The organism is Campylobacter sp. US55 (genome assembly GCF_004378955.1).
In the GTDB taxonomy this organism is placed as follows: Bacteria; Campylobacterota; Campylobacteria; order Campylobacterales; family Campylobacteraceae; genus Campylobacter_D; species Campylobacter_D jejuni.
The window spans coordinates 1-22,494 of the sequence record NZ_RYYF01000008.1; the positions used below are offsets into that span (position 1 = coordinate 1).

Sequence of the window (22,494 nt, forward strand, 5' to 3'; positions counted from 1 at the left end):
CAAGCCCAAAAAAGGGCTTGAATTTTAAAAATTTATGCTATGATTTTATATATTTTATCAAGGAAAATATATGAATCTATGGGATAAAAAAGCCAAAACTTACACAAGATATCAAAACACTTTAAACACCATACAAAAGCAAACTTTCGAATATTTGCAAAATTTAAAGATTTCCTTTCAAGATAAAAGCGTTATAGATATAGGATGTGGAACTGGGGTTTGGACTTTACATTTAGCTAAAGAAGCTAAAGAAATTTTAGCTCTAGATAGTGCAAATGTTATGCTTGAAATTTTACAAGAAGATGCAAAAACTCATGCTATATCAAATGTAAAAACTTTAAATTTAGATTTTGAAAACTTTTATAAAAATAATAACGCAAAATTTGACTTAGCCTTTTTGAGTATGTCTCCCGCTTTACAAAATGAAAAAGACTATAAAGCTTTTTTAAGCTTGGCTTCTAAAAAGGTGTATTTAGGCTGGGCAAGTAGGCGTAAAAGTAGCTTTTTAGATCCTATATTTGAACATTTTAACACACATTTTAAAGGTTTTTATGAAAGTGATTTGCAAAGTTTTTTAAATGCACAAAATATCCCTTATGAGTATGAAATTTTTAACGAAACTAGAGTTGTAAAAAGAGACAAACAAAGTGCGATAGAAAATGCTTTGTGGCATTTAAGTATGAATGGTATTAATATAAACAAACAAGAATTAGAAAGCTTTGTAAAAGATGAAGTAGAAGAGATTATAGAGGCTAAGATAAAACTTTTAATCATTAGCTAGTATATACTAGCTAAGATTGATTTTTGAAATTTCATCTTGTATTTTTAAAGTCTCATTTAAAGTTTGTATGATTAAGGTAAAATGATTATGATCTATGTCTTCTTCTTTGTGGCTTTTTAAGTATTTATCTAGCACAGCATAACCGCCTATTTTAAACTCATAAATTTCAAGACTTACTTTAGTAAAATACAAGCTTTCGTTTATGAAAAGTTCTTTTGTGTCTTTGTTGTATTTGATTTTTTGTATTTTTAAATTTTTATTTTTAATGTCTTTAAACAAGGCTTCACCTACATTAAAATCTAACTCATCATTTTTTAATAAATGTAAATTTACAAGTTTTAAGCCTAGTTTGCTTAAATTTTTAAAAGTATTTTTATCTTTTGTAAAAGGAATTTTTGGAAAATCAGTTTTTAAAAAATCAAGATATTTTTCTCTATAAAATTTATGAAAAAGCACAGCATAGATATAGCCTAGTATGTCTTCTGGTGAGAATTTTTCTTTGTAAAGCTCATCTATGAAAGCTCTAAAGCTTTCTTTGAAATTTTCTATTTTTGAGGTGAAATTTTCTTCATTAAAATTTGGATTTTCTTTTTTTAGGAATCTTTTACTTCTAGTTGTAGGGTAAAGATAAAGTGGATAAATATAGCTACCACTACCCACTAAATGCAAATCTATGATTTTGTTACTAATAAAAATATTATTAATATTATTTAATTTTGTTCCTCTATCGCAAATTAATCCTATATTTTCATTTTCTAAAAAATGCTCAAAAATTTCTCCTCTAGGCATACAATGAAATCCTTTTGATTTTCCTGTATAATAAGTCCAACGAACATCAAATGGACGATAGTGAATTTTCTTATAATTAAATGAATTATTTTGAGTATCTTTTAGTTCTTTTAATGCGTATTCTATTTTCCAATCTCTAGAATCTTGTCCTAAATCAAATTCCTTTCTTGCGCTTTCTATATCTAATGATAAAAATCTTTTAATTTTTGTTTTAAGATTTTCTAAAGATTCTAAATTATCGGAATTTGATATTACAAATTTATCTCTACCACCAACAATCCCTACACTTGAAAGCATAAAAATATCTTTTACGCTTATGCCTTTGTTGTATTCTTCTAACAAGTCATTATTTTGTGGTAAGAAAAGATAAAAAGGCTCGTTGTTTTTAACTAAAGTCCATTTTATAGAATTTAAGTTATTTTCATATAAAAATTCGTATTTATCTTTTCTTTTGCCGTATAAATCATGATAATAAATCTTTGTATTTTTGACTTTTGAATTTTGTTTTATAAAGATATTTATACTCACACCTTGCATGATATCAAAGACATTATCATCTTTGCTTCCATCAGGAGCTTTTTCTTTTTTTCTAGTATCGCCGTGTAAGTTAAGTATGTAGATTTTATCAAAGCTTTGCATTAGAGAATATCTCATACCTCTAAAGGTAGGATTATCTAAAAAGCCATTGTTTGAAATAAAAGCAAAAATTCCATTTTCTTGAGAGTCGATTTTACTTTGAGCAAAGCGTATAAATTTTACATAATCATCTAAAAGCCATTTTGGATTTTTTTCATTTTCTAGTTTGTATTTTTCGTATATAGCTTTAAAAGTGCTTGTGTTTTGCTTAGTTTTTTCTTGAAAATATAAATTTATATATTCTTTTTGTTCTTTGTTAAGATTTGCTTTGCTTGGTTCTAAACCATAGCTTATTTTGATCTCATCTTCGTATAAGCCTTTGTTACTACTTGCTCCACTATATGGTGGATTGCCTGTGATAATTAGAATTTGCTCTTCTTTTATCTTTTGGGCTTTTTTAAATTCGTTGGTTAAATCAGCAAGCGTAAAAAGTGTATTTTGTGAATTTTCTTCTTGGGTTGTGCTTTTTGAATATAGGGTATTTGTTAGTGCTATTTTAAGACTTTCATTATCATTTAACGGGGAGTTAAATTCTTCTTTGAAGCTTTGAGAAAGTTTTAAGTGCGCTATGGTGTAAGGTGCTATTAAAAATTCAAAACCGCAAAATTTGTCTATCAAAGCTTTTGGATTGTAATTAACGCTATTTTTGCTTATAGGTTCTAAAGCTTTTCTAAAAGCTTCAAGTAAAAAGGTGCCAGTGCCTGTGGCAAAATCAAGCAAAGTTATATTTTTATCCAAAGCTTCACTTAATCCTTTTTTGTGATTGAAATCTTGTTTTAAAACTTCATCAATAGCATTGATGATGAAAATTACTACAGGCGCAGGAGTATAATACACTCCCCTTACTTCTCTAAGCTTTGGATCATAACTTGCTAAAAATGTTTCATAAAAGTGCAAATAAGGATCTTTGTGAGTAGATAAAATAGTAGGACGATTAAATAAGTCTTTCTCGCCTGTTTTGTTTAATTCTTTTATAATGCTTGTAATGTCTATGTGATTTATAATGTTTATGATTTCTTCTAAAAGCCATTTTATGCTTTCTAAATTTTCAAAACTATCATCTAAAAATCCACTCATAGAACGGATTAATGGAAATGATTTTGGTATGAATTTTTTGGCATTATTTAGATCTATTTCTTTTGTAGTGTTGTTATTTAATTTTGCTAAAAATAAACTATAAGTTAGAGTTTGTGCAAAAGAATCACAAAATTCTTCATAATGTAATTCTTTATAAAGTGTTTCTTTGAAGGTGTTAAATAAACTTATTAAAGTTTCATTTTTGCTTGATAATAAAAGTTCATCTTTTAAAATTCTTGTTCTTAGGCTTAGATGATTTGCAAAATCTAGAGCTGAATTTATGGGATTTGGGATTTTAGAAAAAAAGATAGCAAAAAGCTCGTTTAGTTCTTTTGTTTTTGTTTCTAGTAAAGATTGATTCTTAACAATGCTTTTAATCTCATCAAGAGAGCAAATTTTTACTTCTTTGCAAATGATAATTTCATTTTTCTCATTTAAGCTTAATAATACAAATCTTAAATAATCTGTGAGAATGATATTTGGGCTTAATTTTGTGTATTTTAAAATTTGATCACTTTTTATGATGTTATCAAGATTTGCATTTACTCTTTTGTTTTCTATGTAACCTAGTGTTAGAAAATCTTTTGTAATTAAAAAATCCGGAGCGCCTCTACCTTCTTTATCATTGTTTGGTTCTTGTTTGATAGAGATTTTATTTTGCTTGTCTTGATTGTCTTTTATAGCTTGCAATAAATTTTGCAAAGCTGTTCTATGTGTATGTTCCTTATCATTGATAGAAATATCTTTTATGTTTTCTAAATAAGTTTTTAGCATTAATTTCCTTTAATTTGCGACTTTGAAATTTAAAGTTTTCCCTGCCATAAATGGCACTACATCGCCGTATTTTTGTGGAATTTGCCATTCTTGTTTTTCTAGTTTTATAATTTTTTCTTTTTCAAATTTAAGAGCGTGAATTTTACAAGCATTATCGCTGATAAATTTTTGCAAATTTTTTTCATTTGAATGTTTGTCAAATAATTCAGCTAATACAGGTAAAATCACCGGTGCGCTAAAAACCCCTGCGGCACAACCACAACATTCTTTAGTGTGCAATGGATGAGGCGCGCTATCGCTTCCAAACATAGCCTTTTCATAGCCACTAAAAGCAAGCTCACATAAAGCGTCTTTATCTTCATAGCGTTTTGCAATAGGCTTGCAAAATAAATGTGGATCCATCTTACCACCCACTACATCATCAAGCGTTATCATTAAATGATGCAAAGTAATAGTTGCGTATAAATTTTCATAATCTTTTAATAAATCACACAAAACCTTAGTGGTAATATGCTCCATTACAATTTTTAATTTTGGAAAGTTTTTAGCTAATTTTTCATATATTTTGGCAAAATTTGCTTCTCTATCCATTACAAAATCATTTGTTTCACCATGCACTAGCAAAGGAATATTTAAATCACTCATAGCCTCTAAAGTAGGTTTTAAATACTCTATATCAAAATTTGAAACTCCGCCATTTGAATTTGTTGTAATTCCTGCTGGATAAAGCTTAATGCCAAAAATTTCATCTTTAGCACTGTAAAGAAATTTCTCATCATAATTTTTAAAAAAAAGTGTCATTAAAGGAGTGAAATTTTTATCTTTACAAGCCTTAATGATACGCATTTTATAAGCTTTTAAATCTTCTAAATTACAAAGTGGAGGGATTAAATTTGGCATAATCACAGCTGCACAAAAATCTCTTGCACTAAAAGGTGCGATAAGTTCTAACATTTGATTATCTCTTAAATGCAAATGCATATCTAAAGGATTTTTAAGTATCATTTTTACCTCCTATATTTAGCTGATAAAATCCATTCTTAAGGCGCTTAAAAAGCTTTTTTTCTTCTAAAAACTTAAAAGTAGTGATGATAGTAGGTTTACTTTGATTTAATTTTTCTTCAAGCTCACTGATTTTAATCATAATAAAACCATTTTCATCGGCATTTTCACATAAAAATTTTAACAATTCAAAACGCTTTTTTCCTAAAATTTCTCGTATTAAATTTTCAAATTTCATAAGTAAATACTATATAAAATAAAGCCCCAAACAAAAAGAGCTAAAAGCAGACTAAAAAACACTGCCGTACTCGCACAATCTTTAGCGATTTTTGCCTTTTCATGCCATTCATTAGTAACTAAATCAACACAAGCTTCAATAGCCGAATTTAAAGCTTCTACAATTAAGATAAGCATTAAGACACTTACCAATAACAAATGCTCCAAAAAACTAACTTTTAAGAAAAAACTAAAAACTATCGCAGGGATAATAATGCAAAGTTCAATTCTAAACGCCATTTCATTTTTAAATAAAGCAAAAATCCCTTCTAAAGCATATCTTGCGTTATTTAAAAAATGATATTTAGGCTTCATGGATTTGCCTTAAGTTTAGGATTTAATAAATCATATTCTGGTTCATAAACACTTGTTTTTACATCAAAATATCCTAAAAGAGTACTAAAAAGATTATCTTGAGAAAGTTTTAAACCTTTATGCTCTTTAGCTAAATTCATTAAATTTTCATCATTACTCCAAAAAATAGCAGGAATATGAGTTTGATAACTTGGCGCTATAGCATAAGGCATACCATGAAGATAAATATCATTTTCGCCCAAACTTTCACCATGATCTGAAAGATAAAACAAAGAACTTTCATAATCTTTTTGTTCTTTTAATAGTTTTATAATCTCACTTAAAAGATAGTCTGTGTAAAGTAAAGTATTGTCATAAGTATTGATTAAAGCCTTACTATCACATTTTGAAAGTTCATTGGTATCACAAGTTGGAGTAAATTTTTTAAACTCATTTGGATAGCGTTTATAATAAGTTGGCCCGTGAGAACCTTGTAAATGAAGAACTATTATATTTTGATCACTTAAATGATTTAATTTTTCTTTAAAAGGAGTGAGTAAATTTTCATCCAAATCACTAGAAAGCTTTTGTTTATAAGCCAATCTATCACAAACCCCTTTACAACCACCAGAATTATTATCAAACCATGTAGCATCTACACCTGTTTTATAAAGTATATCCATAGCATTTTCTTGAAATTCTGAACTCGAATAATCTCTACGCTTGGATATAGAAAACATACAAGGTAAACTTACCGCTGTTGCTGTTCCGCATGATGAAAAATTATCAAAAAAGACTACATTATCTTTTTTAGTGTAGAAATTGGTATCATTTTTAGCATATCCACCCAAAGAGTAATTTGCCGCTCTAGCGGTTTCACCTACTACCAAAACCAAAATTTTTTTAGTGTGATTGTTTTCTCTATAAGCATCATTAGCTATGGTTTTAAATTCTGGCTTAGCTTTTACAAAACGAATATAATAACGATATACGGCATAAAATTGATAAAAAGGTGTATTGTACATCCTTATTTCATTGTAATTTCTAAAAAAAGGCAAGAAAGTTTTACTTAAAGGAATTAAAACCGCACTAACCACAATCAAAGCCGATATTATATTGATAATTTTAATTTTCATATGAGATTTAAAACTACCATAATCAATTTTTACTTTAACAACATAAAAAACCAATAATAAAGCCAAAACAACAAATAAGATCAATTTTAAATTTAACAAATCTTTTACTTCTTTGATATCTGTTTGAACAACATTTTGTATCATATCAGAGTCTATAAGCACTCCATAAAAACTAATGAAATAAACACTTAAAAAAGATGATATTATAAACAGTATAGAAAAAAATTTGGTAAAAAATTTCACAAAAAATAAAGAAAAAATCGCATGAACCAATGCAAAATAAGCTATAATGAAAACAAAAGTTATAAACCAATTTTGATTATTTTTTTCATACACAAACTCAAATAAATTAAAATTTAATATTGCAATCATTAAAGAATTTAAAAAAGTAAACCAAAACCAAGTTAATCTAAGCATATAAATCCCTCCTTCAAATTTAAGGTTTTAATTTTATTGAATTTTTTTAAATGGATTGTAGTTTTAAATCTTTTTATGTTATGATTTACACTTTTAATGAAAATTTTAAGGAAAACAATGAAACTACTTTCATGGAATGTAAATGGCTTAAGAGCCATTTGTGATAAAAATGCACTTGATTGGATAGCACAAGAAAAGATTGATTTTATAGGTTTTCAAGAAATCAAAGCACATGAAGATAAATTTCCTAAAAAAATTTATGAATATCCTTTTAAACACATGTATTTTAATTCTGCTAAAAGAGCAGGATATTCTGGAGTAATGAGTCTTTGTAATTTTGATAGTGAAGTAAAAAAATGCGAATTTTTTGATGATGAAGAAGGTAGGGTTTTAGAACACCGCTTTAAAAATATCGCACTTTTTAATATCTATTTTCCAAATGGTCAAAAAGATGAAGAGCGTTTAAATTTTAAGATGAAATTTTATGCAGATTTTTTAGTATATTTGGATAAGCTTTTAAAAGATGGGTTTGAAATTATCATTTGTGGTGATGTCAATACCGCTCACAAAGAAATCGATCTTACCCACCCAAAAGTCAATGCCAACACTTCAGGTTTTTTACCTATAGAAAGAGCTTGGATTGATGATTTGCTAAAACTTGGTTTTATAGATACTTTTAGAGAAATTAATGGTGAAATCAAAGAAAAATACTCGTGGTGGAGCTATAGAATGAAAGCAAGAGAAAGAAATGTAGGCTGGAGGATTGATTATTTTTTCATTTCAAAGGGGTTAAAAGATAAACTTAAAAACGCTTTCATAAGAGATGATATTTTTGGCTCTGATCACGCACCTGTAGGTATAGAAATAGATATTTAATATCCCAAAAAATGGGATATTATTTTTTAACAAATTTTTTTGCTTTTTCCCAAAGTCTTACACCGAGCTTTTTAGCTTTTTTAGAATTTAAATCTTTGTATTTTTCACTAGCAATTTTTTCTAATTCAAAAATTTCTTGTTTAAAACGATTTAATTTTCTTTGAGTAAGTTTGTTAAAATCATTAATCTTTGGATTTTTTTTAATATCATTTAAAACTAATATTAGTTGCTCTCTGCTTTCACCTGCAAGACGTCTAAATTTAGCAAAAAGATTATCAAGTTCATGTTCTAGCAAATTCTCAACTATACTCTTACAAGGATCATTTTGTAATTGAATCTCTTTTTTTAAAAGAGCAATAAAATCATCTTCTATACCTATTAGTTCTTTACTTTTTAAACTAACATCTTCTTCAAAATTTGCATAAGTTAATGAAGCTTTAAATTTTTCCATTGCTAAAACAATACCATCTCTTGCGCCTTTAATCACACCTAAACAAAGATCTTTTGCATAAGCCATAGATTCATTAGCTATTTCAAAAGCGGTATTTAAAATAATACTTGAAATTTTTAAAATTCTTTCTTTTTCAAAATGAGCTTCACAAATGGCATTATATACGAGATTTTTAGCTATTTCACTACTTGTAAGTTCTATATCTTCAGCCTTTTCTAATGTAGTTAAAAAAGCACTTTCAGCGGTTTCTTTTAAAATTCCAAGCATTTCTATATCAAATAAAATAGCATCATTTAAACCGCCACTAAATTCATCGCAAAAAGAACATTCTTGTAAAATATTCTCGAATTCAAAAAAATTATCGCTGATTTGATTTTTAATCAAATTCTTTTGATTTTCAATCTGTTTGTTTAATAATTCAGCTTCGCTAATATACTCATAAAGTGAATTTTGAGCATCTACAATACTCGCCTTAACCAAAGCTTTGATAACCTTTGTAACATTTTCATCATCAAAAAAATCAAGTTTTTTCAAAATAGTTAAAAATTCAACCAAAAGAGAATTTAAAACTTTTTTTGTTTCATGAGGATTATGTGAAATTTGCTTATACGCAAGATTAAAACTCAAGTCTTCGAGTAAATCACTTGCTTCATCTTTACCGAGATTTGATAAAGAATTTTCAAAAATAATTAAAGTATTTTTCATTTTTCCTTCTTTCTTAAAGTACAAATTTTGCTTTAGCTTTTAATTTATCAAATATATCCAAACGATCTTTTTTGCTATCAACATAAACATTTAATAAATAACTTTGATATTTTCCACTCGCACTTGAATTCGAATGTTCAAATTTATATTCTCTTTGACCTAAAATTTCTTGAAAAATTTCACTTGCCTTAATATGCACCTCAAAAATCACCTTATAATTCCAAAAAGTAGGATAATTGATCTGAGGTTCTTTTTTAAGATCGCACAAATTTACCACTTTTACCTCCTTCTTTGCTTTCAAGCACTATATCCGTAATCCTCATTGATTTATCTATAGCCTTGATCATATCATATATAGTTAAAAGTCCTATACTAACCCCACTTAAAGCTTCCATTTCAACTCCTGTTTTACCTTCACACTTAACTGTTACAATAAGCTTAAATGCACATTCTTTAAAAAATTCCACAATATCAGTTTCAACTTTAGAAAGCATTAAAGGATGGCACATAGGAATAATTTCACTTGTTTTTTTAGCCCCCATTATAGCCGCAACAATAGCTGTTTGAAGAACAGGACCTTTTTTTGCAGTATTGTTTTTAATTACATCAAAAGCTTCTTGACTCACATATATCATACCGCTAGCTGTGGCTATTCTTGAAGTAATATTTTTATCGCTTACATCTACCATTTTAGGATGATTTTTTTCATCTAAATGACTTAATTTCATAAATTCACCTTTTAAAAAATTATAAAAATTATAGCAAAACCAAACAAATTTAAGATAAAATAAGCTTTGTATTTTTATTTAAGGAGAAAACAATGGCTTATGAAGATGAAGAAGATTTAAATTACGATGATTATGAAAACGAAGATGAAGAATATCCACAAAATCACCATAAAAATTATAATTATGATGATGATGATTATGAATACGATGATGATAACAATGATGATGATTTTTATGAGATGGATTAAGAATGAGCAAAACCCTTAATCAAAAAGATATAAAAGTTTTAGGACTTTCATCATTAGGTGGAACTTTAGAATTTTATGATTTTATTATTTTTGTATTTTTTGCAAATTATATTTCAACAAACTTTTTTCCAAAAGATTTAAGTAGTTTTTGGCAAATGTTTAATACTTATGGAATATTTGCGGCTGGATATTTAGCGCGTCCCTTGGGAGGTGTGATACTGGCGCATTTTGGAGATAAATTTGGACGCAAAAGAATGTTTATGATTAGTATTTTGTTAATGGTTATTCCAACTTTTACTCTAGCTTTTATTCCAAATTATGAAAGCATAGGTTTTCTTTGTATTGTGCTTTTAGTTTTTATACGCATTTGTCAAGGCATTGCTATAGGCGGGGAACTTCCTGGAGCTTGGGTTTTTGTATACGAACACGCACCACAAGGTCAAAAAAGAACTTATTTGGGAATTTTAACCGCTTCGGTTGTAGGTGGAATTTTATTAGGTAGTTTAGTTTTTTTAATTATGAATAAAATTTATACCCAAGAAGAACTTCATGAATGGGCTTGGAGAATTCCATTCTTTTTAGGTGGAATTTTTGGGATTATTTCTGCTTATTTGAGAAAATTTTTAAGAGAAACTCCTGTTTTTGAACAAATGAAAAAAGACAAGGCTTTAGAAAAATTTCCTTTAAAAGAAGTGTTTAAAAAAGCTAAAATGGGAATTGTTCTTTCTATGATGATTACTTGGGTTTTGACAGGTTGCATTGTTGTAATGATTTTGCTTATGCCTAGCTATATGGCAAAAATACTTCAAATTAACACTTCTATACAAACCTATCTTCAAATAGGTGGAATTTTACTTATTTGCCTAGGGTGTATTATAAGTGGAATTTTAGCGGATAAAATAGGCATTATCAAATCTTGTGTATTTTTTAGTGTTTTTTTTGGAATTGTAAGCTTGCTTTATTTTAATACTCTATATAGACAAAATGCTGATTTTAACCTAGTAGCTTGCTTATATTTACTTGTATGTTTTTTTAGCGGAGTGATGAATTTTTGTCCTTTAATAATGAGTGAAGTATTTGATGCAAAAATTAAATTTTCAGGACTTTCTTTTTCATATAATATTGCTTATGCTATAGCTGGAGGTTTAACTCCGCAACTTGCTTTTTTCTTGCATAGTTTTGCCTTAGATAATTTAAGTAATTTTTGGCGTTTTTCTTTGGGAATTTATGTTTTCTTTTTGGCTATTATAGCTTTGCTATGTGCATTTATTTTTTCTTATCTTAATAATACCCAACGCACATACTCTCAGTGATTTTGATACGCTTTTCAAAAGGAGCTGGGCTAAAAAAATGGCATTTTTCTATATAAATATGCTGATGATAATTTAGCCCTAAAAAATCATAAAATTTTTTTAGGTTAACAAATTTAATCCCGCAAATCTCCTTAAGCTCTAAAAGTTTATAAATAGAAGAATTATTTTTTTCCACTAAATGAGAGGGAGCTAATCCAGTAAAAGAGCAAAAAGCACTTGCCAATACAAAACCATTTAAACCATTACACTGCCTTAAAGCTTGCTGATGTTTTTCTAAAATGCAATTTCTATGCAAAAATACAATTCTTGTTCCTTGATATCTACCTATTTCTACATTTTTCCAAAATTTATAAGCATTTTTTGAAATTCCAGCAAAACGATGAAATTCAGCGTTTAAAATATAATGATCTAAAAATTCATTAGGAGGTAAGATTAAACTTTTCATCACTATAATTTAGAATCTAAAGGCTCTTTAATCTTCTTTATCTAAATTTTCCTTAGCTTTGCTAGGAAGCTTGGATAAAAGATTATTTAAATCAAAATTAATTCCCTGAGTTTTTGCCTCTTCAAGTAAAGCAACTGCAGCTTTTGCATTAAATGGAGAAGAGCCATCATGTGGAGTAAAAAGATGATCTGTTATTGCTAGAGCATAAGCGGATTTTTTCACTTCTTCACGAGCAGCATGAGGAGTGCGAACAAAACATATACTTTCAATCAAAACATCATCAAAATTCCAACGATGCAACAAAAATCCTAAGAAAGAAATATGATCTACACCTAAAAATTCATTCTCTGCTAAAGCAAGATTTTCATTTTTATTTAAAAAAGCTAAAAAATCCTTATCCTTATGATTTTGTATAAGAAAATTTGAAAAAATAACAATACCAAATCTTAAAAGCATTGCACAAGGAACTAAAAGATGAGAAAGTTTTTTATCTTCATCATTAAGCCAATTTGTGATAAAAGTTGCCTCTTCGTTGCAATTTCTTAAAAAAACTTGAGTATCCAAACCATATGGCGAAACATCTATTTTAAAACTATCCCTAATGGAATCAGCGGTAACTATATTGATGATATTACTAACACCTAATAAAGTAATCACTTGATTTATGGTTGTAATTTCTCTTGTAAAACCATAATAAGGAGAATTTGCTAATTGCAAAAGCTTAGCCGTCATCAACGGATCGCTTGAAATAATTTCAGCAACTTTCATGGTTTCTATATTTGAATTAGCCTCACTTACATATTTTCTTAACTTACTTACAGTATCAGGCAAAGGTGGCAAAACTTCGACGCTTTTTAATAAAAGCTCGTTCATATCTCCGATCATATTTAATACATCCTTATTTAATATTCAATGTTGTTCATAGATTTACAATTATATCTAAAATTTAATTTACTTATTGCATTTTTTTATTGCTTAAGGTATAATAAAAATTACAAATAAATGTAAATGCTTGAATTTATGACATTTTGATTTAGTTAACTAGTAATTAAAAAATAGTTTTAATGGAGTTAAATTGATGTTTTTTAATTTTAAAAATAAAAGCTCAACAAAAAAAGAAGAAAGTAAAAAAGTTTTAGAAGCTCTATATCTTCAAGAAAATGAACTTGAAGAAAAATTGAAAAAAATAAATATCAAGCCAAAATTAATCATAGGCTTTGTGTCGTATCAACTTAATCTAGCGATCATAGGAAATAAGATTCAAAATTCTATAAATGAACAATGTGATATCATCTTAAGCAGTGCTACTGATTTATTATGCAACCTTGATTCTAACTCAAACATTGAAAATAGTCCCTATAAACAAAATATCCAAGGAATAAGTTTGATGCTTTTTAGTGAAGATATGGTAGAAAATCTTTGCGCAAATAAAATCAAGCTTTTTAGCAATATAAAAGATTATACAGAAAGAAAAAAACTGATAGAAAAAGAAGTTTTATCTATAAATATACCTTTTGAAGCACACTGCACAAATACTTTACATTATTTAATTTATGACGGTTTAAGTCAAAGCGAAAGTTCTCTTTTAGAACTTTTATACAAACACAACCCCTATCCTTGTGCTTTAGTAGGAGGTGGATCTAGTGGAAATATGGACTTTAGCGGAACATTTATATTTTATAATGGAGAAATATTAAAAAATCAAGCTTTAAGCATACATGTTCAATTTAAACCTAAGTATCGTTTTGATTTAATGAAGTCTCAAAATTTCAATCCTCAAAGCAACATTACCTTTACTATACTTGATGCAAGCTTATATGATAGGACAGTACGTGAATTTATTGATAAAAAAACCTTTCAATCCATCAACGCGGTTGAAGCTTTATGTAATTATTTTAACTGTACTTTTGAAGAACTTAAAAATAAAATGCAAGAATATACTTTTGCTTTAAAAATTGGAGAAGACTATCTTATTTCCCCTATGGAAATCAACCCAGATAAAACATTATTTAGTTATTGTGATATAGAAAGTGCTCAAGAATTAAGCTTGCTTAAAAAAACAAATTTTATTGAAGCCATAAAAAAAGATTACGAAAAATTTTCTCTTAATAAACCAAAACCACTAGGAGCAATTTTTAATGATTGTATCTTAAGAAGACTTCACAACAAAGAATATTTAAATCAAATCCATTTTAATGATTTTCCTATAGTTGGTTTTTCTAGTTTTGGAGAAATTTATGGAGTGGGAATTGCAAAAAGTTTAGTGGCAATATTTTTTTATGAAGTTGAAAATTTTAATGATTTCAAACCTAGATATTTAAAAACTTTCATACAAAAATACAGCGATTTTAAATACTATTATCTTAATATAAGAGCTCAAAAACTAGAAATGACAAATGAGATTAATAAAATAATTTTAAATCAACTCAAACAAAATACATCAGAAATTGATAAAAATACAAGTATATTTAAAGAAATTTTTGAAGAACTTGAAAATATAAGAAGAAGTCTTACAACTATTAGTGAAAGTTTTACCAATTTCACTAACTACCTAGAATACAACCTTTACCAAAGCGAAGAAAAAATGAATTTAGAAAAAGAAGTGCAATCTTCTTTGAAAAATATAGATCAATTAAATAGTATTTTAGATCTTATTTCAGGGATTGCTGAACAAACTAGCCTTTTATCTTTAAATGCAGGTATAGAAGCTGCTAGAGCTGGAAAACTTGGTCGTGGATTTGCAGTTGTAGCTGATGAAGTTAGAAAACTTTCAGAAAATACCCAAATGGGTCTAGGTGAAATGGAAGGAGCTATTAAATTAGTTATTCAGACCATACAATCCATTGCAAAAAGTTCCAATTCTAGCACTCAAGAAATGAATTTTATAAGGGATAAATCCAATGAATTTTCCAAAATCATTTCAAATCTTATAAATTCAGGTAAAGAAATTTCAGATAAATTAGAACAAAGAAGCAATGTCAGCGAAGATTTTGAAAAAAATGTAAATCAACTCAAATGTTATGAAGATGTTCTAGCTAAATTAAATCAATACTAAAAAATTAAGAATTTCAAGAAATCGAAAATCTTGAAATTCTTACACTAAAAAAATTAAAGTGCTTTTTTTGCGGCCTCTGCAATTTTTGCAAAAGCAGCAGCATCATTCATAGCTAAATCTGCTAGAATTTTTCTATCAAGTTCAATGCCTGCTTTTTTAAGACCATTAATAAATCTTGAATAACTTAAATTATTAAGCCTACAAGCAGCATTGATACGCACAATCCAAAGACGACGGAAGTCTCTTTTTTTACGGCGTCTATCACGATAAGCATAGACTAGACTTCTTTCTAATTGTTCTTTTGCTTTTCTAAAATGTTTGCGGCGTCCACTATAAAAACCACGCGCTAATTTTAAAACTTTTTTATGTCTACGGCGTCTAACAACACCTGTTTTTACTCTTGCCATTTTTATTTCCTTTCATAAAGTGGCGTCCAAATTTGGAGCTTGCCCTTGAAATTTTATTTCAAAGGGGAGTTTGAATGACTTTTAGTCAAAAACTTAAATTCCTAGCATTTTTTCAACAGCTTTTACATTTGTGCTATGCACATATTTAGCTGTGCGAAGATCACGCATTCTTTTTGCAGGTTTTTTAGTCAAAATATGACTTCTAAAAGCTGAGCCTCTTTTGATTTTATTTTTACCTACTTTGAAGCGTTTAACTGCGCTTTTAACGCTTTTCATCTTTGGCATACGCTTTCCTTATTTAGATAAATTTTTATTTTTCAAATTAAAAGAAAAGCTAAATACTATCAAATTTTTTCTAATTTTTGACTGAATTTAATTTTTAAAAAAAACTTGGCACACCTTTTGCTTATAAAAAAATCAGCAATATTTTGGAAAGATTTAAAATGACTATAAATTCGGCAAATCCGTATCAAAATTTAACCTTATCTAATCCTTTACAGAATAGCTCTGCTTTAAATTTGATTAAAGATAACAAAGCTTTAGAACAAGAAGGAAATGAAAATAGCTTAGAACAATTAAGTTATATTTTTAATAATACCACTTATGCCAGTGAATTTGGATTTAGAATCAATGAAGAAGGTTTTTTTGATAAAGATTTAAATAAAATTGCAAATATACCAGAATCTTATAATATCAACATTAAAAGCGTTAGAAGCATAGCAAAAGAACTCACAAAACAAGATGAAAATTTAAACTACAATAAAATTGATCTACCTTATCTTTTAAATAGCTATCATAGTTCATTAAAATCTATAAATTCAGAATTTTTACAAGATGATAATGCTTATTTAAGTCGCGATCTTATTTCAAAACTATCATCAGGTTTTTCAACAGATAATGGAGAATTTTTAGGCCAAATTTCAAGAATTTACAACAATCAAGAAGAAATTGATTTGGCATTAAGCAATATCACAAATTTAAATACTTTAATGTTAGATAATAAAATAACTAATTTTCATTTTGATAAAGCCATAGAAAACACTTCTTCTAATGAAATTTTAAAACCTTATTTAACTAAAAATGCAGAAGTATCAAAATCTGGTCTTTTAATGAATTTTATCTACCATGATATAAAAACTCAAAACGAAAAAGAATTTAACTTTTTTATGAAACCTGCCACTTTAGAACTAAGCTCTCATCAAAATTTACAAAAAATTCTCAAGGGCGAAACAGATATAGAAGATTACATCAAAAAAGAAAATGAAAAAAAGATGAGTTTTGATCTTTATCTTTATGTTAATGGCGTAGATAAAAAAACAAGCACTCAAGACAAACTATCTGTATTTTTTCAACAATATATTAACTACCAAAAAGATATGGATTTAAGAGAATTTGCAAATTCAAGTTCAATATTTCAAATTTATATCGATCAAAATCGCAATGATTTTGATGCTCTTAAAAAACAATATCAAAACCAAAGTCAAGATACGCAAAGATTAGAAGAAGTAAATCAACTACGTTCTAGCTCTATAGAAAATTTTTTAGATCGTCGTCAAAAACAAGCAAATATAAATAAAATTCTAAACTCTTATATGTCTGTGATGGTTTAAAATAATTTTTTAAAAAATATATAAATTATAAATACTTTAATAATAATAATTTTTATATAATTAATTAATAAAATTTTAAGTATTATAGCATTATAATCCGCTCTCAAAAAATATAAATATAAAAGTACTCAAAACCATGACTTATAATGAAAAAATTATTTCGATGAATAATGATCTTTTAGATCATCAACATAAAGAACTTTTTGAAATTTCTAAAAAACTCTCTTTAATGAACCAACGTCATGTTGGAACAAAAGAGTTAAAAATTGTCTTAAGAGAGTTGTTGATAATGATCAATAGACATTTTTCAGATGAAGAAGCCTTTATGAGAGAAATAGAATATCCTTATATCAACCATCATACAAGAATTCATAGAAAAATTATCTTAGAAATTGAAGAAATTATCATCAGTGAAGCTAAATTTGTAAATATAATGACCGAAAAATTAAATCTCGTTGTTCAAGATTTTATCTTTAAACATACAGCCAAAGAAGATTCAAAGATAGTAAAGTATTACGAAGAAAAATTTAAGAAATAGTATTTCTCATTTTTGCTATATAAAATTCACAAAATATTTCACTTTAAAATTTTACTTTAGCATTTTATTTTTGTTATAATTTTTAACCTAATTTTTATAAATTTTTGTTATTATCCGTTTTCAAATAAAGATAAAAAATATCCTAATTAAAATTAAGGATAAATTAAGGATTTTAAAGTGAAAGTATATTTAGATAACAACGCAACGACAATGCTTGATCCTAATGCTTATGAGTTGATGCTACCTTTTTTAAAGGATATGTATGGAAATCCAAATAGCCTTCATCAATATGGTAGCGCAACACATCCTGCCTTAAGAGAAGCTTTGGATAAACTTTATGCAGGACTTGGAGCAAATGACCTAGATGACATAGTTGTAACCTCCTGTGCGACAGAAAGCATTAACTGGGTGCTTAAGGGTGTGTATTTTGATCATATTTTAGATAAAGAACGCAATGAAGTGATTATTTCTAGTGTAGAACACCCTGCTGTTACTGCTGCTGCTTATTTTTTAAAAAGTCTTGGAGTAAAAGTCATAGAACTTCCTGTAAATGAAGAAGGGGTTTCTACTGTAGAAGATTTGCGTAAAGTGATTAGCGATAAAACAGCACTTGTAAGTGTTATGTGGGCAAATAATGAAACAGGTATGATTTTTGATATTAAAGCGATGGCAGAACTTGCGCATGAATTTGGTGCTCTTTTTCATACAGATGCTACTCAAGCAGTAGGTAAAATAAAGGTTAATTTAACTCAAGTAGGAGTTGATTTTGCTTCATTTTCAGCACATAAATTTCATGGACCAAAGGGTGTGGGTGGACTTTTTATAAAAAAAGGACTTAAACTTACTCCACTTTTACACGGTGGAGAACACATGGGTGGTCGTAGAAGTGGAACTTTAAATGTACCTTACATAGTGGCTATGGGCGAGGCTTTGCGTATTGCAAATACTATGCTTGATTTTGAAGATTCTCATATACGCCGTTTAAGAGATAAACTAGAAGATCAAATTTTGGCCTTGCCTGATACAACAGTGGTTGGAAAAAGGGAACACCGTGTGCCTAATACAATCTTAGCAAGTATTAAAGGTGTTGAAGGCGAAGCAATGCTTTGGGATTTAAATAAAAATGGTATAGCTGCAAGTACGGGCTCAGCCTGTGCAAGTGAAGCTTTAGAAAGCAATCCTATTATGGAAGCTATCGGTGCGGAGCATGATTTAGCGCATACAGCTTTAAGGCTTTCTTTGTCACGTTTTAACACTGAAGAAGAAATTGATTATGCAGCAAAACAAATTAAAAATGCAACACAGAGATTAAGAGCAATTTCTTGCACTTATGCTTATAATCCAAATAATTACAAATAAGGATGAAAAATGGGAAAAAATAGTTTAATTGGTGGATCCATTTGGGATGAGTATTCACAAAAAGTTCAAGATAGAATGAATAATCCTCAACATATGGGAGAATTTAGTGAAGAAGATGCTAAAGCACGCAATGCAAAATTGATCGTAGCTGATTTTGGTGCAGAAAGTTGCGGCGATGCGGTAAGACTTTTTTGGCTTGTAGATGAAAAAACTGATAAAATTATCGATGCAAAATTTAAAAGTTTTGGTTGTGGTACAGCTATAGCAAGTAGTGATACTATGGTGGATCTTTGTATAGGAAAAACTGTAGATGAAGCAGTAAAAATCACAAATTTAGATGTGGAATTTGCCATGAGAGATAATCCAGAAATTCCAGCTGTTCCACCTCAAAAAATGCACTGTTCAGTTATGGCTTATGATGTAATCAAACAAGCAGCAGCGCATTATAAAGGTATAAGTCCTGAAGATTTTGAAGATCAAATTATAGTTTGTGAGTGCGCTAGAGTAAGTCTTGGAACCATTAAAGAAGTGATTAAACTTAATGATTTGCATAGTGTAGAAGAAATCACACAATATACTAAAGCAGGTGCTTTTTGCAAGTCCTGTATCAAACCAGGCGGACATGAAAAAAGAGATTATTACCTTGTAGATATTTTAGCTGAAACCAGAGCCGAGATGGATAGAGAAAAACTCAAAAATACAATGAAAAGTGATGTGGCTTTTGATGAAATGACCGTAGTAGGACAATTAAAAGCAGTTGAAAGTGTTTTAGATGCTGAAATTCGCCCTATGCTTCATAATGATGGTGGAGATTTGGAAGTGATTGATATACAAAAGGCTGAAGGTGCAGCAATTGACGTTTATATTCGTTATCTTGGTGCTTGTAGTGGTTGTTCTAGTGGAAGTGGTGCGACACTTTATGCTATTGAAACAATTTTACAAGAAGAATTAAGTCCAAATATACGCGTTATGCCGGTTTAAAAAATAGCAAGATAAAATCTTGCTATTTTATAGCTTTTGCTTGCAAATCAAGAGGTGGTAAATTTTCTATATAAATACTGCGACTTGGGAAAGCAAAAGTTAAGCCATTTTTTTCGATTATACGCATAAACTCAAGCATTAAGCTTTGTCTAGCTTCCCTAAAATCTTTTGCTCCTATTTTTTTGGTATAAAAATAAAGCTCTATATTAATACTACTATCTGCAAATTCGCTTAAAGCCACATAACAAGCATTTTTATAGCCTTCTAAATCGTTAATAGATACAAGATTTTGACGATATTTTGTCGTATGATCACCATATTTTAATGCACTATCCTCATCGTGAGCTACCAAATCACTTGTATCCAAAAATTCTTTCAAATCTTTTACACATTGATCTAATTTTTCAGGAGTAGCATCATAACCAACACCCAAATACATTCTAACATGGCGACCCATGCGTCTTTTACTCCAATTTTTGATATTAGCTCCCATAATAGTTGAATTTGGTAAAAATACGAGACAATTATCAAAAGTTCTAATAGTAGTTTTTCTAAGTCCTATTTCAACTACTGTTCCTTCTATACCTGAAACCTCTACCCAATCTCCTTGATTAAAACTATTATCAAAAAGTAAAAGTATAGAAGCAAAGAAATTTGCAATGATATCTTTCGCTGCTAAAGCAACAGCTAAACCACCAATTCCCAAAGATGCAATAATAGCCGAAATATTAAAACCAAGCTGAGCAAGGATATATAATAAAGCTATGATAATAATAACAAAATATAAAATTTTAATAATTAAATTTACAACTTCTTTTTTTCCGCTTTTTTGAGCAAGCTTAGAAACTAGTACCATTCCATAACCATCAAGCATTTTTAAAATAAGCCATGCAATCAAAACCGCATAAATTATGTGGAAAAAATTACTCAAATTAATACTTAAAGGTGCAGGATAAGTTGCTATAGTAAGACAAATCGAAATAGCATAAACAATCAGAAAAAAACTCACTGGTTTTTTAATATTCTCAATAAAAATAACTTTAATATCATCTACATCATTTTTATTTCTATAAAAAAGCCGAACAAGGAAAAAATATACTATATTTGCAAAAAAACGTCTTAAAGATATAAAAAATACTAAAACCAAAGCAGAAATTACTATTTTTCCGATATTAACAAAACTTACCCCAATTGCCTCATTTATACGATCTATCCAAACTTGAAGCTCAAGTAGTGAAAAAATATAATTACTTTCAAGCAAATCTGCATTTGAACGTAAATACTTAAGAATTTCAGAATAAGAATCTACAGCATTACTGATATATCTTTCTTTTAGGGTAATTTTTTCTAATTCTTCTGGATTTGTAATTTTGCTTTTAAAACTATCTAAATTAACATTAGAAGAATTTTGTAAATTTTCCATTGCCTTATCAACAGTAGCAATCAAATCTTCACTGCTTGCTGTATTTTTAAAAAGTTTTTCCACTTCAAACAAAGAAGAATAAAAACTTTCCACAATGTTAAAATAAACTAGATTAAGAGTGGCATCTGTATAAATGTAAGGCTTATTAATATTCTTTTTTTGAACATCTAGTAATTTTTCTTTTGCTTTTAAAAATCTAGCCACTGCCTCTTCATTAATCTTTTGTCCTACTATCATATCGGGTATTTTTGCTAAAATAGTCTTTTTGTCTTTTTCAAATTCACTTAAAATACCATTAAAAGTGCTTGAATTTTCATCATTGTTTTTCTTAAATTCTTTAATTTGATTGTTAAGATCAACATATTTTTCAACTAAAGCATAAATTCCTTCATCTTCTTTACTAATATTCGCATCAATAAATTTAAATTCTTGTGCTCCAAGGTATAAAATAAAAAAACATAAACTAAAAATAATTTTTTTCATTGAACTTTCCTATCCTGTATTAAAGTAAAAATTTTTGCTTTAAAATCATACTCATAAATTTCACCTGTCTCTATAATATAATACCAAGCATGTACTTCTATTTTTCCTTCATCTAAAGCTTCTTGCACGCCTGGATAAGTAAGTATATTTTGCAAAGAATTTACTAAATTTAATTTTTCTGTAAGCCATGAACGCATAGCCAAATCGTCTCTTGCAAAAATCATCACATCTTTTTTTATCGGATCTAACATGGTAAGCCACTTTTTCACGTTAGGAATTTTATTTAATTCTTCATCAGAATAATAAAGAGCATTACAACCTCCACAATTACTATGGCCACAAACGACGATATTTTTAATATGCAATGAATTTAAAGCATACTCTATTGCTGAAGTTGTCGCCAAGTAATCTTCTCCAACGCGATAAGGTGGAACTATATTTGCAATATTTCGTATTACAAAAAGCTCACCTGGACCCGTATTAGTGATCAAATTTGGAATTACTCTAGAATCAGAACAACCTATAAAAAGAGTATGGGGATTTTGCTTATTTTTTAGACTTTCAAAAAGTTCTTCATGCTCCTTAAAGTCTTCTTGCATAAACTTAATCGCACCGCTAATAAGATTTTCCATAGAACCAACCTGAAACTAAAATCTTGAAATTATAACAAAATTTCAGCAAAGATTTCAT

23 protein-coding genes and 1 pseudogene are annotated in these 22,494 nt (G+C 28.3%); 10 read left to right on the top strand and 14 right to left on the bottom strand.

Translation table 11 applies throughout. The features are described from left to right. Positions 1 to 70 precede the first annotated feature (70 nt). Positions 71 to 781, top strand: coding sequence for a class I SAM-dependent methyltransferase (locus tag ELQ07_RS06175; protein ID WP_070316631.1), 711 nt, complete (start codon positions 71 to 73; stop codon positions 779 to 781). A 6-nt stretch (positions 782 to 787) separates the two neighbouring features. Here ELQ07_RS06175 and ELQ07_RS06180 read toward each other — a convergent pair whose 3' ends face one another. Genes ELQ07_RS06180 through eptC form a run of 5 tightly spaced genes read right to left on the bottom strand, consistent with a single transcriptional unit; the run spans position 788 to position 7,182 of the window. Continuing rightward, positions 788 to 4,057, bottom strand: a complete 3,270-nt coding sequence (locus tag ELQ07_RS06180; RefSeq protein ID WP_134224895.1) for a type ISP restriction/modification enzyme — start codon at positions 4,055 to 4,057, stop codon at positions 788 to 790. A gap of 9 nt (positions 4,058 to 4,066) precedes the next feature. After that, a complete protein-coding gene (pyrC, locus tag ELQ07_RS06185; RefSeq protein ID WP_088303816.1) occupies positions 4,067 to 5,062 on the bottom strand; it encodes a dihydroorotase in 996 nt (331 codons plus the stop codon). Then, complete coding sequence (locus tag ELQ07_RS06190) at positions 5,052 to 5,297, bottom strand: replication/maintenance protein RepL (protein ID WP_070316634.1); 246 nt, start codon at positions 5,295 to 5,297, stop codon at positions 5,052 to 5,054. Before ELQ07_RS06190 ends, pyrC begins: the two co-directional genes overlap by 11 nt. Continuing rightward, positions 5,294 to 5,650 (bottom strand): diacylglycerol kinase, encoded by a 357-nt coding sequence (locus ELQ07_RS06195; RefSeq protein WP_070316635.1) that lies wholly within the window; start codon positions 5,648 to 5,650, stop codon positions 5,294 to 5,296. The genes ELQ07_RS06190 and ELQ07_RS06195 overlap by 4 nt, the downstream gene beginning before the upstream one ends. Further along, entirely contained in the window at positions 5,647 to 7,182 is a 1,536-nt protein-coding gene (gene eptC / locus ELQ07_RS06200) for a lipid A/FlgG phosphoethanolamine transferase EptC (protein ID WP_134224896.1), read from the bottom strand. Before eptC ends, ELQ07_RS06195 begins: the two co-directional genes overlap by 4 nt. A gap of 117 nt (positions 7,183 to 7,299) precedes the next feature. Between eptC and ELQ07_RS06205 the strand changes: the two genes are divergently transcribed. Then, complete coding sequence (locus tag ELQ07_RS06205) at positions 7,300 to 8,058, top strand: exodeoxyribonuclease III (RefSeq protein ID WP_052791911.1); 759 nt, start codon at positions 7,300 to 7,302, stop codon at positions 8,056 to 8,058. Between the two features lie 19 nt (positions 8,059 to 8,077). On the opposite strand, the gene ELQ07_RS06210 is transcribed toward ELQ07_RS06205, so the two are convergent. Genes ELQ07_RS06210 through moaC form a run of 3 tightly spaced genes read right to left on the bottom strand, consistent with a single transcriptional unit; the run spans position 8,078 to position 9,942 of the window. Continuing rightward, positions 8,078 to 9,238 carry a hypothetical protein gene (locus ELQ07_RS06210; protein WP_088303817.1) on the bottom strand — a complete coding sequence of 387 codons (1,161 nt, stop codon included), beginning with the start codon at positions 9,236 to 9,238 and terminating at the stop codon, positions 8,078 to 8,080. Continuing rightward, a complete protein-coding gene (locus ELQ07_RS06215; protein ID WP_088303818.1) occupies positions 9,228 to 9,491 on the bottom strand; it encodes a DUF493 family protein in 264 nt (87 codons plus the stop codon). The genes ELQ07_RS06210 and ELQ07_RS06215 overlap by 11 nt, the downstream gene beginning before the upstream one ends. Continuing rightward, the gene (gene moaC / locus ELQ07_RS06220) at positions 9,469 to 9,942 is read right to left on the bottom strand and encodes a cyclic pyranopterin monophosphate synthase MoaC (RefSeq protein WP_070316637.1); all 474 of its coding nucleotides are present in this window, start codon (positions 9,940 to 9,942) and stop codon (positions 9,469 to 9,471) included. Before moaC ends, ELQ07_RS06215 begins: the two co-directional genes overlap by 23 nt. Positions 9,943 to 10,034: 92 nt before the next feature. Between moaC and ELQ07_RS06225 the strand changes: the two genes are divergently transcribed. Both ELQ07_RS06225 and ELQ07_RS06230 read left to right on the top strand, forming a co-directional pair. Continuing rightward, positions 10,035 to 10,190: a highly acidic protein gene (locus ELQ07_RS06225; protein WP_002851965.1), complete on the top strand. Its 156-nt coding sequence runs from the start codon at positions 10,035 to 10,037 to the stop codon at positions 10,188 to 10,190. 2 nt (positions 10,191 to 10,192) lie between these two features. Continuing rightward, entirely contained in the window at positions 10,193 to 11,503 is a 1,311-nt protein-coding gene (locus ELQ07_RS06230) for an MFS transporter (protein WP_002866386.1), read from the top strand. On the opposite strand, the gene cheQ is transcribed toward ELQ07_RS06230, so the two are convergent. Both cheQ and cheP read right to left on the bottom strand, forming a co-directional pair. Then, positions 11,472 to 11,951 carry a cheVAW transcriptional regulator CheQ gene (gene cheQ, locus ELQ07_RS06235; protein WP_079264939.1) on the bottom strand — a complete coding sequence of 160 codons (480 nt, stop codon included), beginning with the start codon at positions 11,949 to 11,951 and terminating at the stop codon, positions 11,472 to 11,474. The two genes, ELQ07_RS06230 and cheQ, sit on opposite strands and share 32 nt — an antisense overlap. Positions 11,952 to 11,975: 24 nt before the next feature. Next, entirely contained in the window at positions 11,976 to 12,833 is an 858-nt protein-coding gene (cheP, locus tag ELQ07_RS06240) for a cheVAW transcriptional regulator CheP (protein WP_002933722.1), read from the bottom strand. Positions 12,834 to 13,026: 193 nt separating this feature from the next. Between cheP and ELQ07_RS08335 the strand changes: the two are divergent. Together ELQ07_RS08335 and ELQ07_RS08340 are read left to right on the top strand one after the other, a co-directional pair. Next, positions 13,027 to 13,900, top strand: a pseudogene (locus tag ELQ07_RS08335) (FIST N-terminal domain-containing protein). After that, positions 13,876 to 15,003: a methyl-accepting chemotaxis protein gene (locus ELQ07_RS08340; RefSeq protein WP_070316639.1), complete on the top strand. Its 1,128-nt coding sequence runs from the start codon at positions 13,876 to 13,878 to the stop codon at positions 15,001 to 15,003. The pseudogene ELQ07_RS08335 and the gene ELQ07_RS08340 overlap by 25 nt, the downstream one beginning before the upstream one ends. 53 nt (positions 15,004 to 15,056) lie before the next feature. Here the strand turns inward: ELQ07_RS08340 and rplT are convergent, their stop codons facing one another. Together rplT and rpmI are read right to left on the bottom strand one after the other, a co-directional pair. Next, a complete protein-coding gene (rplT, locus tag ELQ07_RS06250; RefSeq protein WP_002880898.1) occupies positions 15,057 to 15,410 on the bottom strand; it encodes a 50S ribosomal protein L20 in 354 nt (117 codons plus the stop codon). Positions 15,411 to 15,503: 93 nt separating this feature from the next. After that, a complete protein-coding gene (rpmI, locus tag ELQ07_RS06255) occupies positions 15,504 to 15,695 on the bottom strand; it encodes a 50S ribosomal protein L35 (RefSeq protein WP_002777995.1) in 192 nt (63 codons plus the stop codon). Between the two features lie 158 nt (positions 15,696 to 15,853). Here rpmI and ELQ07_RS06260 point away from each other — a divergent pair, with 158 nt between their 5' ends. The 4 genes from ELQ07_RS06260 to ELQ07_RS06275 all read left to right on the top strand — a co-directional run bounded on the left by ELQ07_RS06260 (position 15,854) and on the right by ELQ07_RS06275 (position 19,898). Then, complete coding sequence (locus tag ELQ07_RS06260) at positions 15,854 to 17,020, top strand: hypothetical protein (protein WP_134224897.1); 1,167 nt, start codon at positions 15,854 to 15,856, stop codon at positions 17,018 to 17,020. Positions 17,021 to 17,156: 136 nt separating this feature from the next. After that, positions 17,157 to 17,558 (top strand): bacteriohemerythrin, encoded by a 402-nt coding sequence (locus tag ELQ07_RS06265; protein WP_002851900.1) that lies wholly within the window; start codon positions 17,157 to 17,159, stop codon positions 17,556 to 17,558. 177 nt (positions 17,559 to 17,735) lie between these two features. Then, the gene (locus ELQ07_RS06270) at positions 17,736 to 18,917 is read left to right on the top strand and encodes a NifS family cysteine desulfurase (RefSeq protein WP_002858709.1); all 1,182 of its coding nucleotides are present in this window, start codon (positions 17,736 to 17,738) and stop codon (positions 18,915 to 18,917) included. A gap of 9 nt (positions 18,918 to 18,926) precedes the next feature. Then, entirely contained in the window at positions 18,927 to 19,898 is a 972-nt protein-coding gene (locus tag ELQ07_RS06275) for an iron-sulfur cluster assembly scaffold protein (RefSeq protein WP_088303823.1), read from the top strand. 22 nt (positions 19,899 to 19,920) lie between these two features. Here ELQ07_RS06275 and ELQ07_RS06280 read toward each other — a convergent pair whose 3' ends face one another. Both ELQ07_RS06280 and ELQ07_RS06285 read right to left on the bottom strand, forming a co-directional pair. Further along, positions 19,921 to 21,804 (bottom strand): mechanosensitive ion channel family protein, encoded by a 1,884-nt coding sequence (locus ELQ07_RS06280; RefSeq protein ID WP_088303824.1) that lies wholly within the window; start codon positions 21,802 to 21,804, stop codon positions 19,921 to 19,923. Continuing rightward, positions 21,801 to 22,436, bottom strand: a complete 636-nt coding sequence (locus tag ELQ07_RS06285) for a carbonic anhydrase (protein ID WP_002851887.1) — start codon at positions 22,434 to 22,436, stop codon at positions 21,801 to 21,803. The genes ELQ07_RS06280 and ELQ07_RS06285 overlap by 4 nt, the downstream gene beginning before the upstream one ends. Positions 22,437 to 22,494 lie beyond the last annotated feature (58 nt).

Bases quoted from the DNA above. Each gene is read 5' to 3' on its own strand.
- ELQ07_RS06175 (WP_070316631.1), top strand. From the start codon at position 71: ATGAATCTATGGGATAAAAAAGCCAAAACTTACACAAGATATCAAAAC.
- ELQ07_RS06180 (WP_134224895.1), bottom strand. From the start codon at position 4,057: ATGCTAAAAACTTATTTAGAAAACATAAAAGATATTTCTATCAATGAT.
- pyrC (WP_088303816.1), bottom strand. From the start codon at position 5,062: ATGATACTTAAAAATCCTTTAGATATGCATTTGCATTTAAGAGATAAT.
- ELQ07_RS06190 (WP_070316634.1), bottom strand. From the start codon at position 5,297: ATGAAATTTGAAAATTTAATACGAGAAATTTTAGGAAAAAAGCGTTTT.
- ELQ07_RS06195 (WP_070316635.1), bottom strand. From the start codon at position 5,650: ATGAAGCCTAAATATCATTTTTTAAATAACGCAAGATATGCTTTAGAA.
- eptC (WP_134224896.1), bottom strand. From the start codon at position 7,182: ATGCTTAGATTAACTTGGTTTTGGTTTACTTTTTTAAATTCTTTAATG.
- ELQ07_RS06205 (WP_052791911.1), top strand. From the start codon at position 7,300: ATGAAACTACTTTCATGGAATGTAAATGGCTTAAGAGCCATTTGTGAT.
- moaC (WP_070316637.1), bottom strand. From the start codon at position 9,942: ATGAAATTAAGTCATTTAGATGAAAAAAATCATCCTAAAATGGTAGAT.
- ELQ07_RS06225 (WP_002851965.1), top strand. From the start codon at position 10,035: ATGGCTTATGAAGATGAAGAAGATTTAAATTACGATGATTATGAAAAC.
- ELQ07_RS06230 (WP_002866386.1), top strand. From the start codon at position 10,193: ATGAGCAAAACCCTTAATCAAAAAGATATAAAAGTTTTAGGACTTTCA.
- cheP (WP_002933722.1), bottom strand. From the start codon at position 12,833: ATGATCGGAGATATGAACGAGCTTTTATTAAAAAGCGTCGAAGTTTTG.
- ELQ07_RS08340 (WP_070316639.1), top strand. From the start codon at position 13,876: ATGCAAGAATATACTTTTGCTTTAAAAATTGGAGAAGACTATCTTATT.
- rplT (WP_002880898.1), bottom strand. From the start codon at position 15,410: ATGGCAAGAGTAAAAACAGGTGTTGTTAGACGCCGTAGACATAAAAAA.
- rpmI (WP_002777995.1), bottom strand. From the start codon at position 15,695: ATGCCAAAGATGAAAAGCGTTAAAAGCGCAGTTAAACGCTTCAAAGTA.
- ELQ07_RS06260 (WP_134224897.1), top strand. From the start codon at position 15,854: ATGACTATAAATTCGGCAAATCCGTATCAAAATTTAACCTTATCTAAT.
- ELQ07_RS06265 (WP_002851900.1), top strand. From the start codon at position 17,157: ATGACTTATAATGAAAAAATTATTTCGATGAATAATGATCTTTTAGAT.
- ELQ07_RS06275 (WP_088303823.1), top strand. From the start codon at position 18,927: ATGGGAAAAAATAGTTTAATTGGTGGATCCATTTGGGATGAGTATTCA.
- ELQ07_RS06280 (WP_088303824.1), bottom strand. From the start codon at position 21,804: ATGAAAAAAATTATTTTTAGTTTATGTTTTTTTATTTTATACCTTGGA.
- ELQ07_RS06285 (WP_002851887.1), bottom strand. From the start codon at position 22,436: ATGGAAAATCTTATTAGCGGTGCGATTAAGTTTATGCAAGAAGACTTT.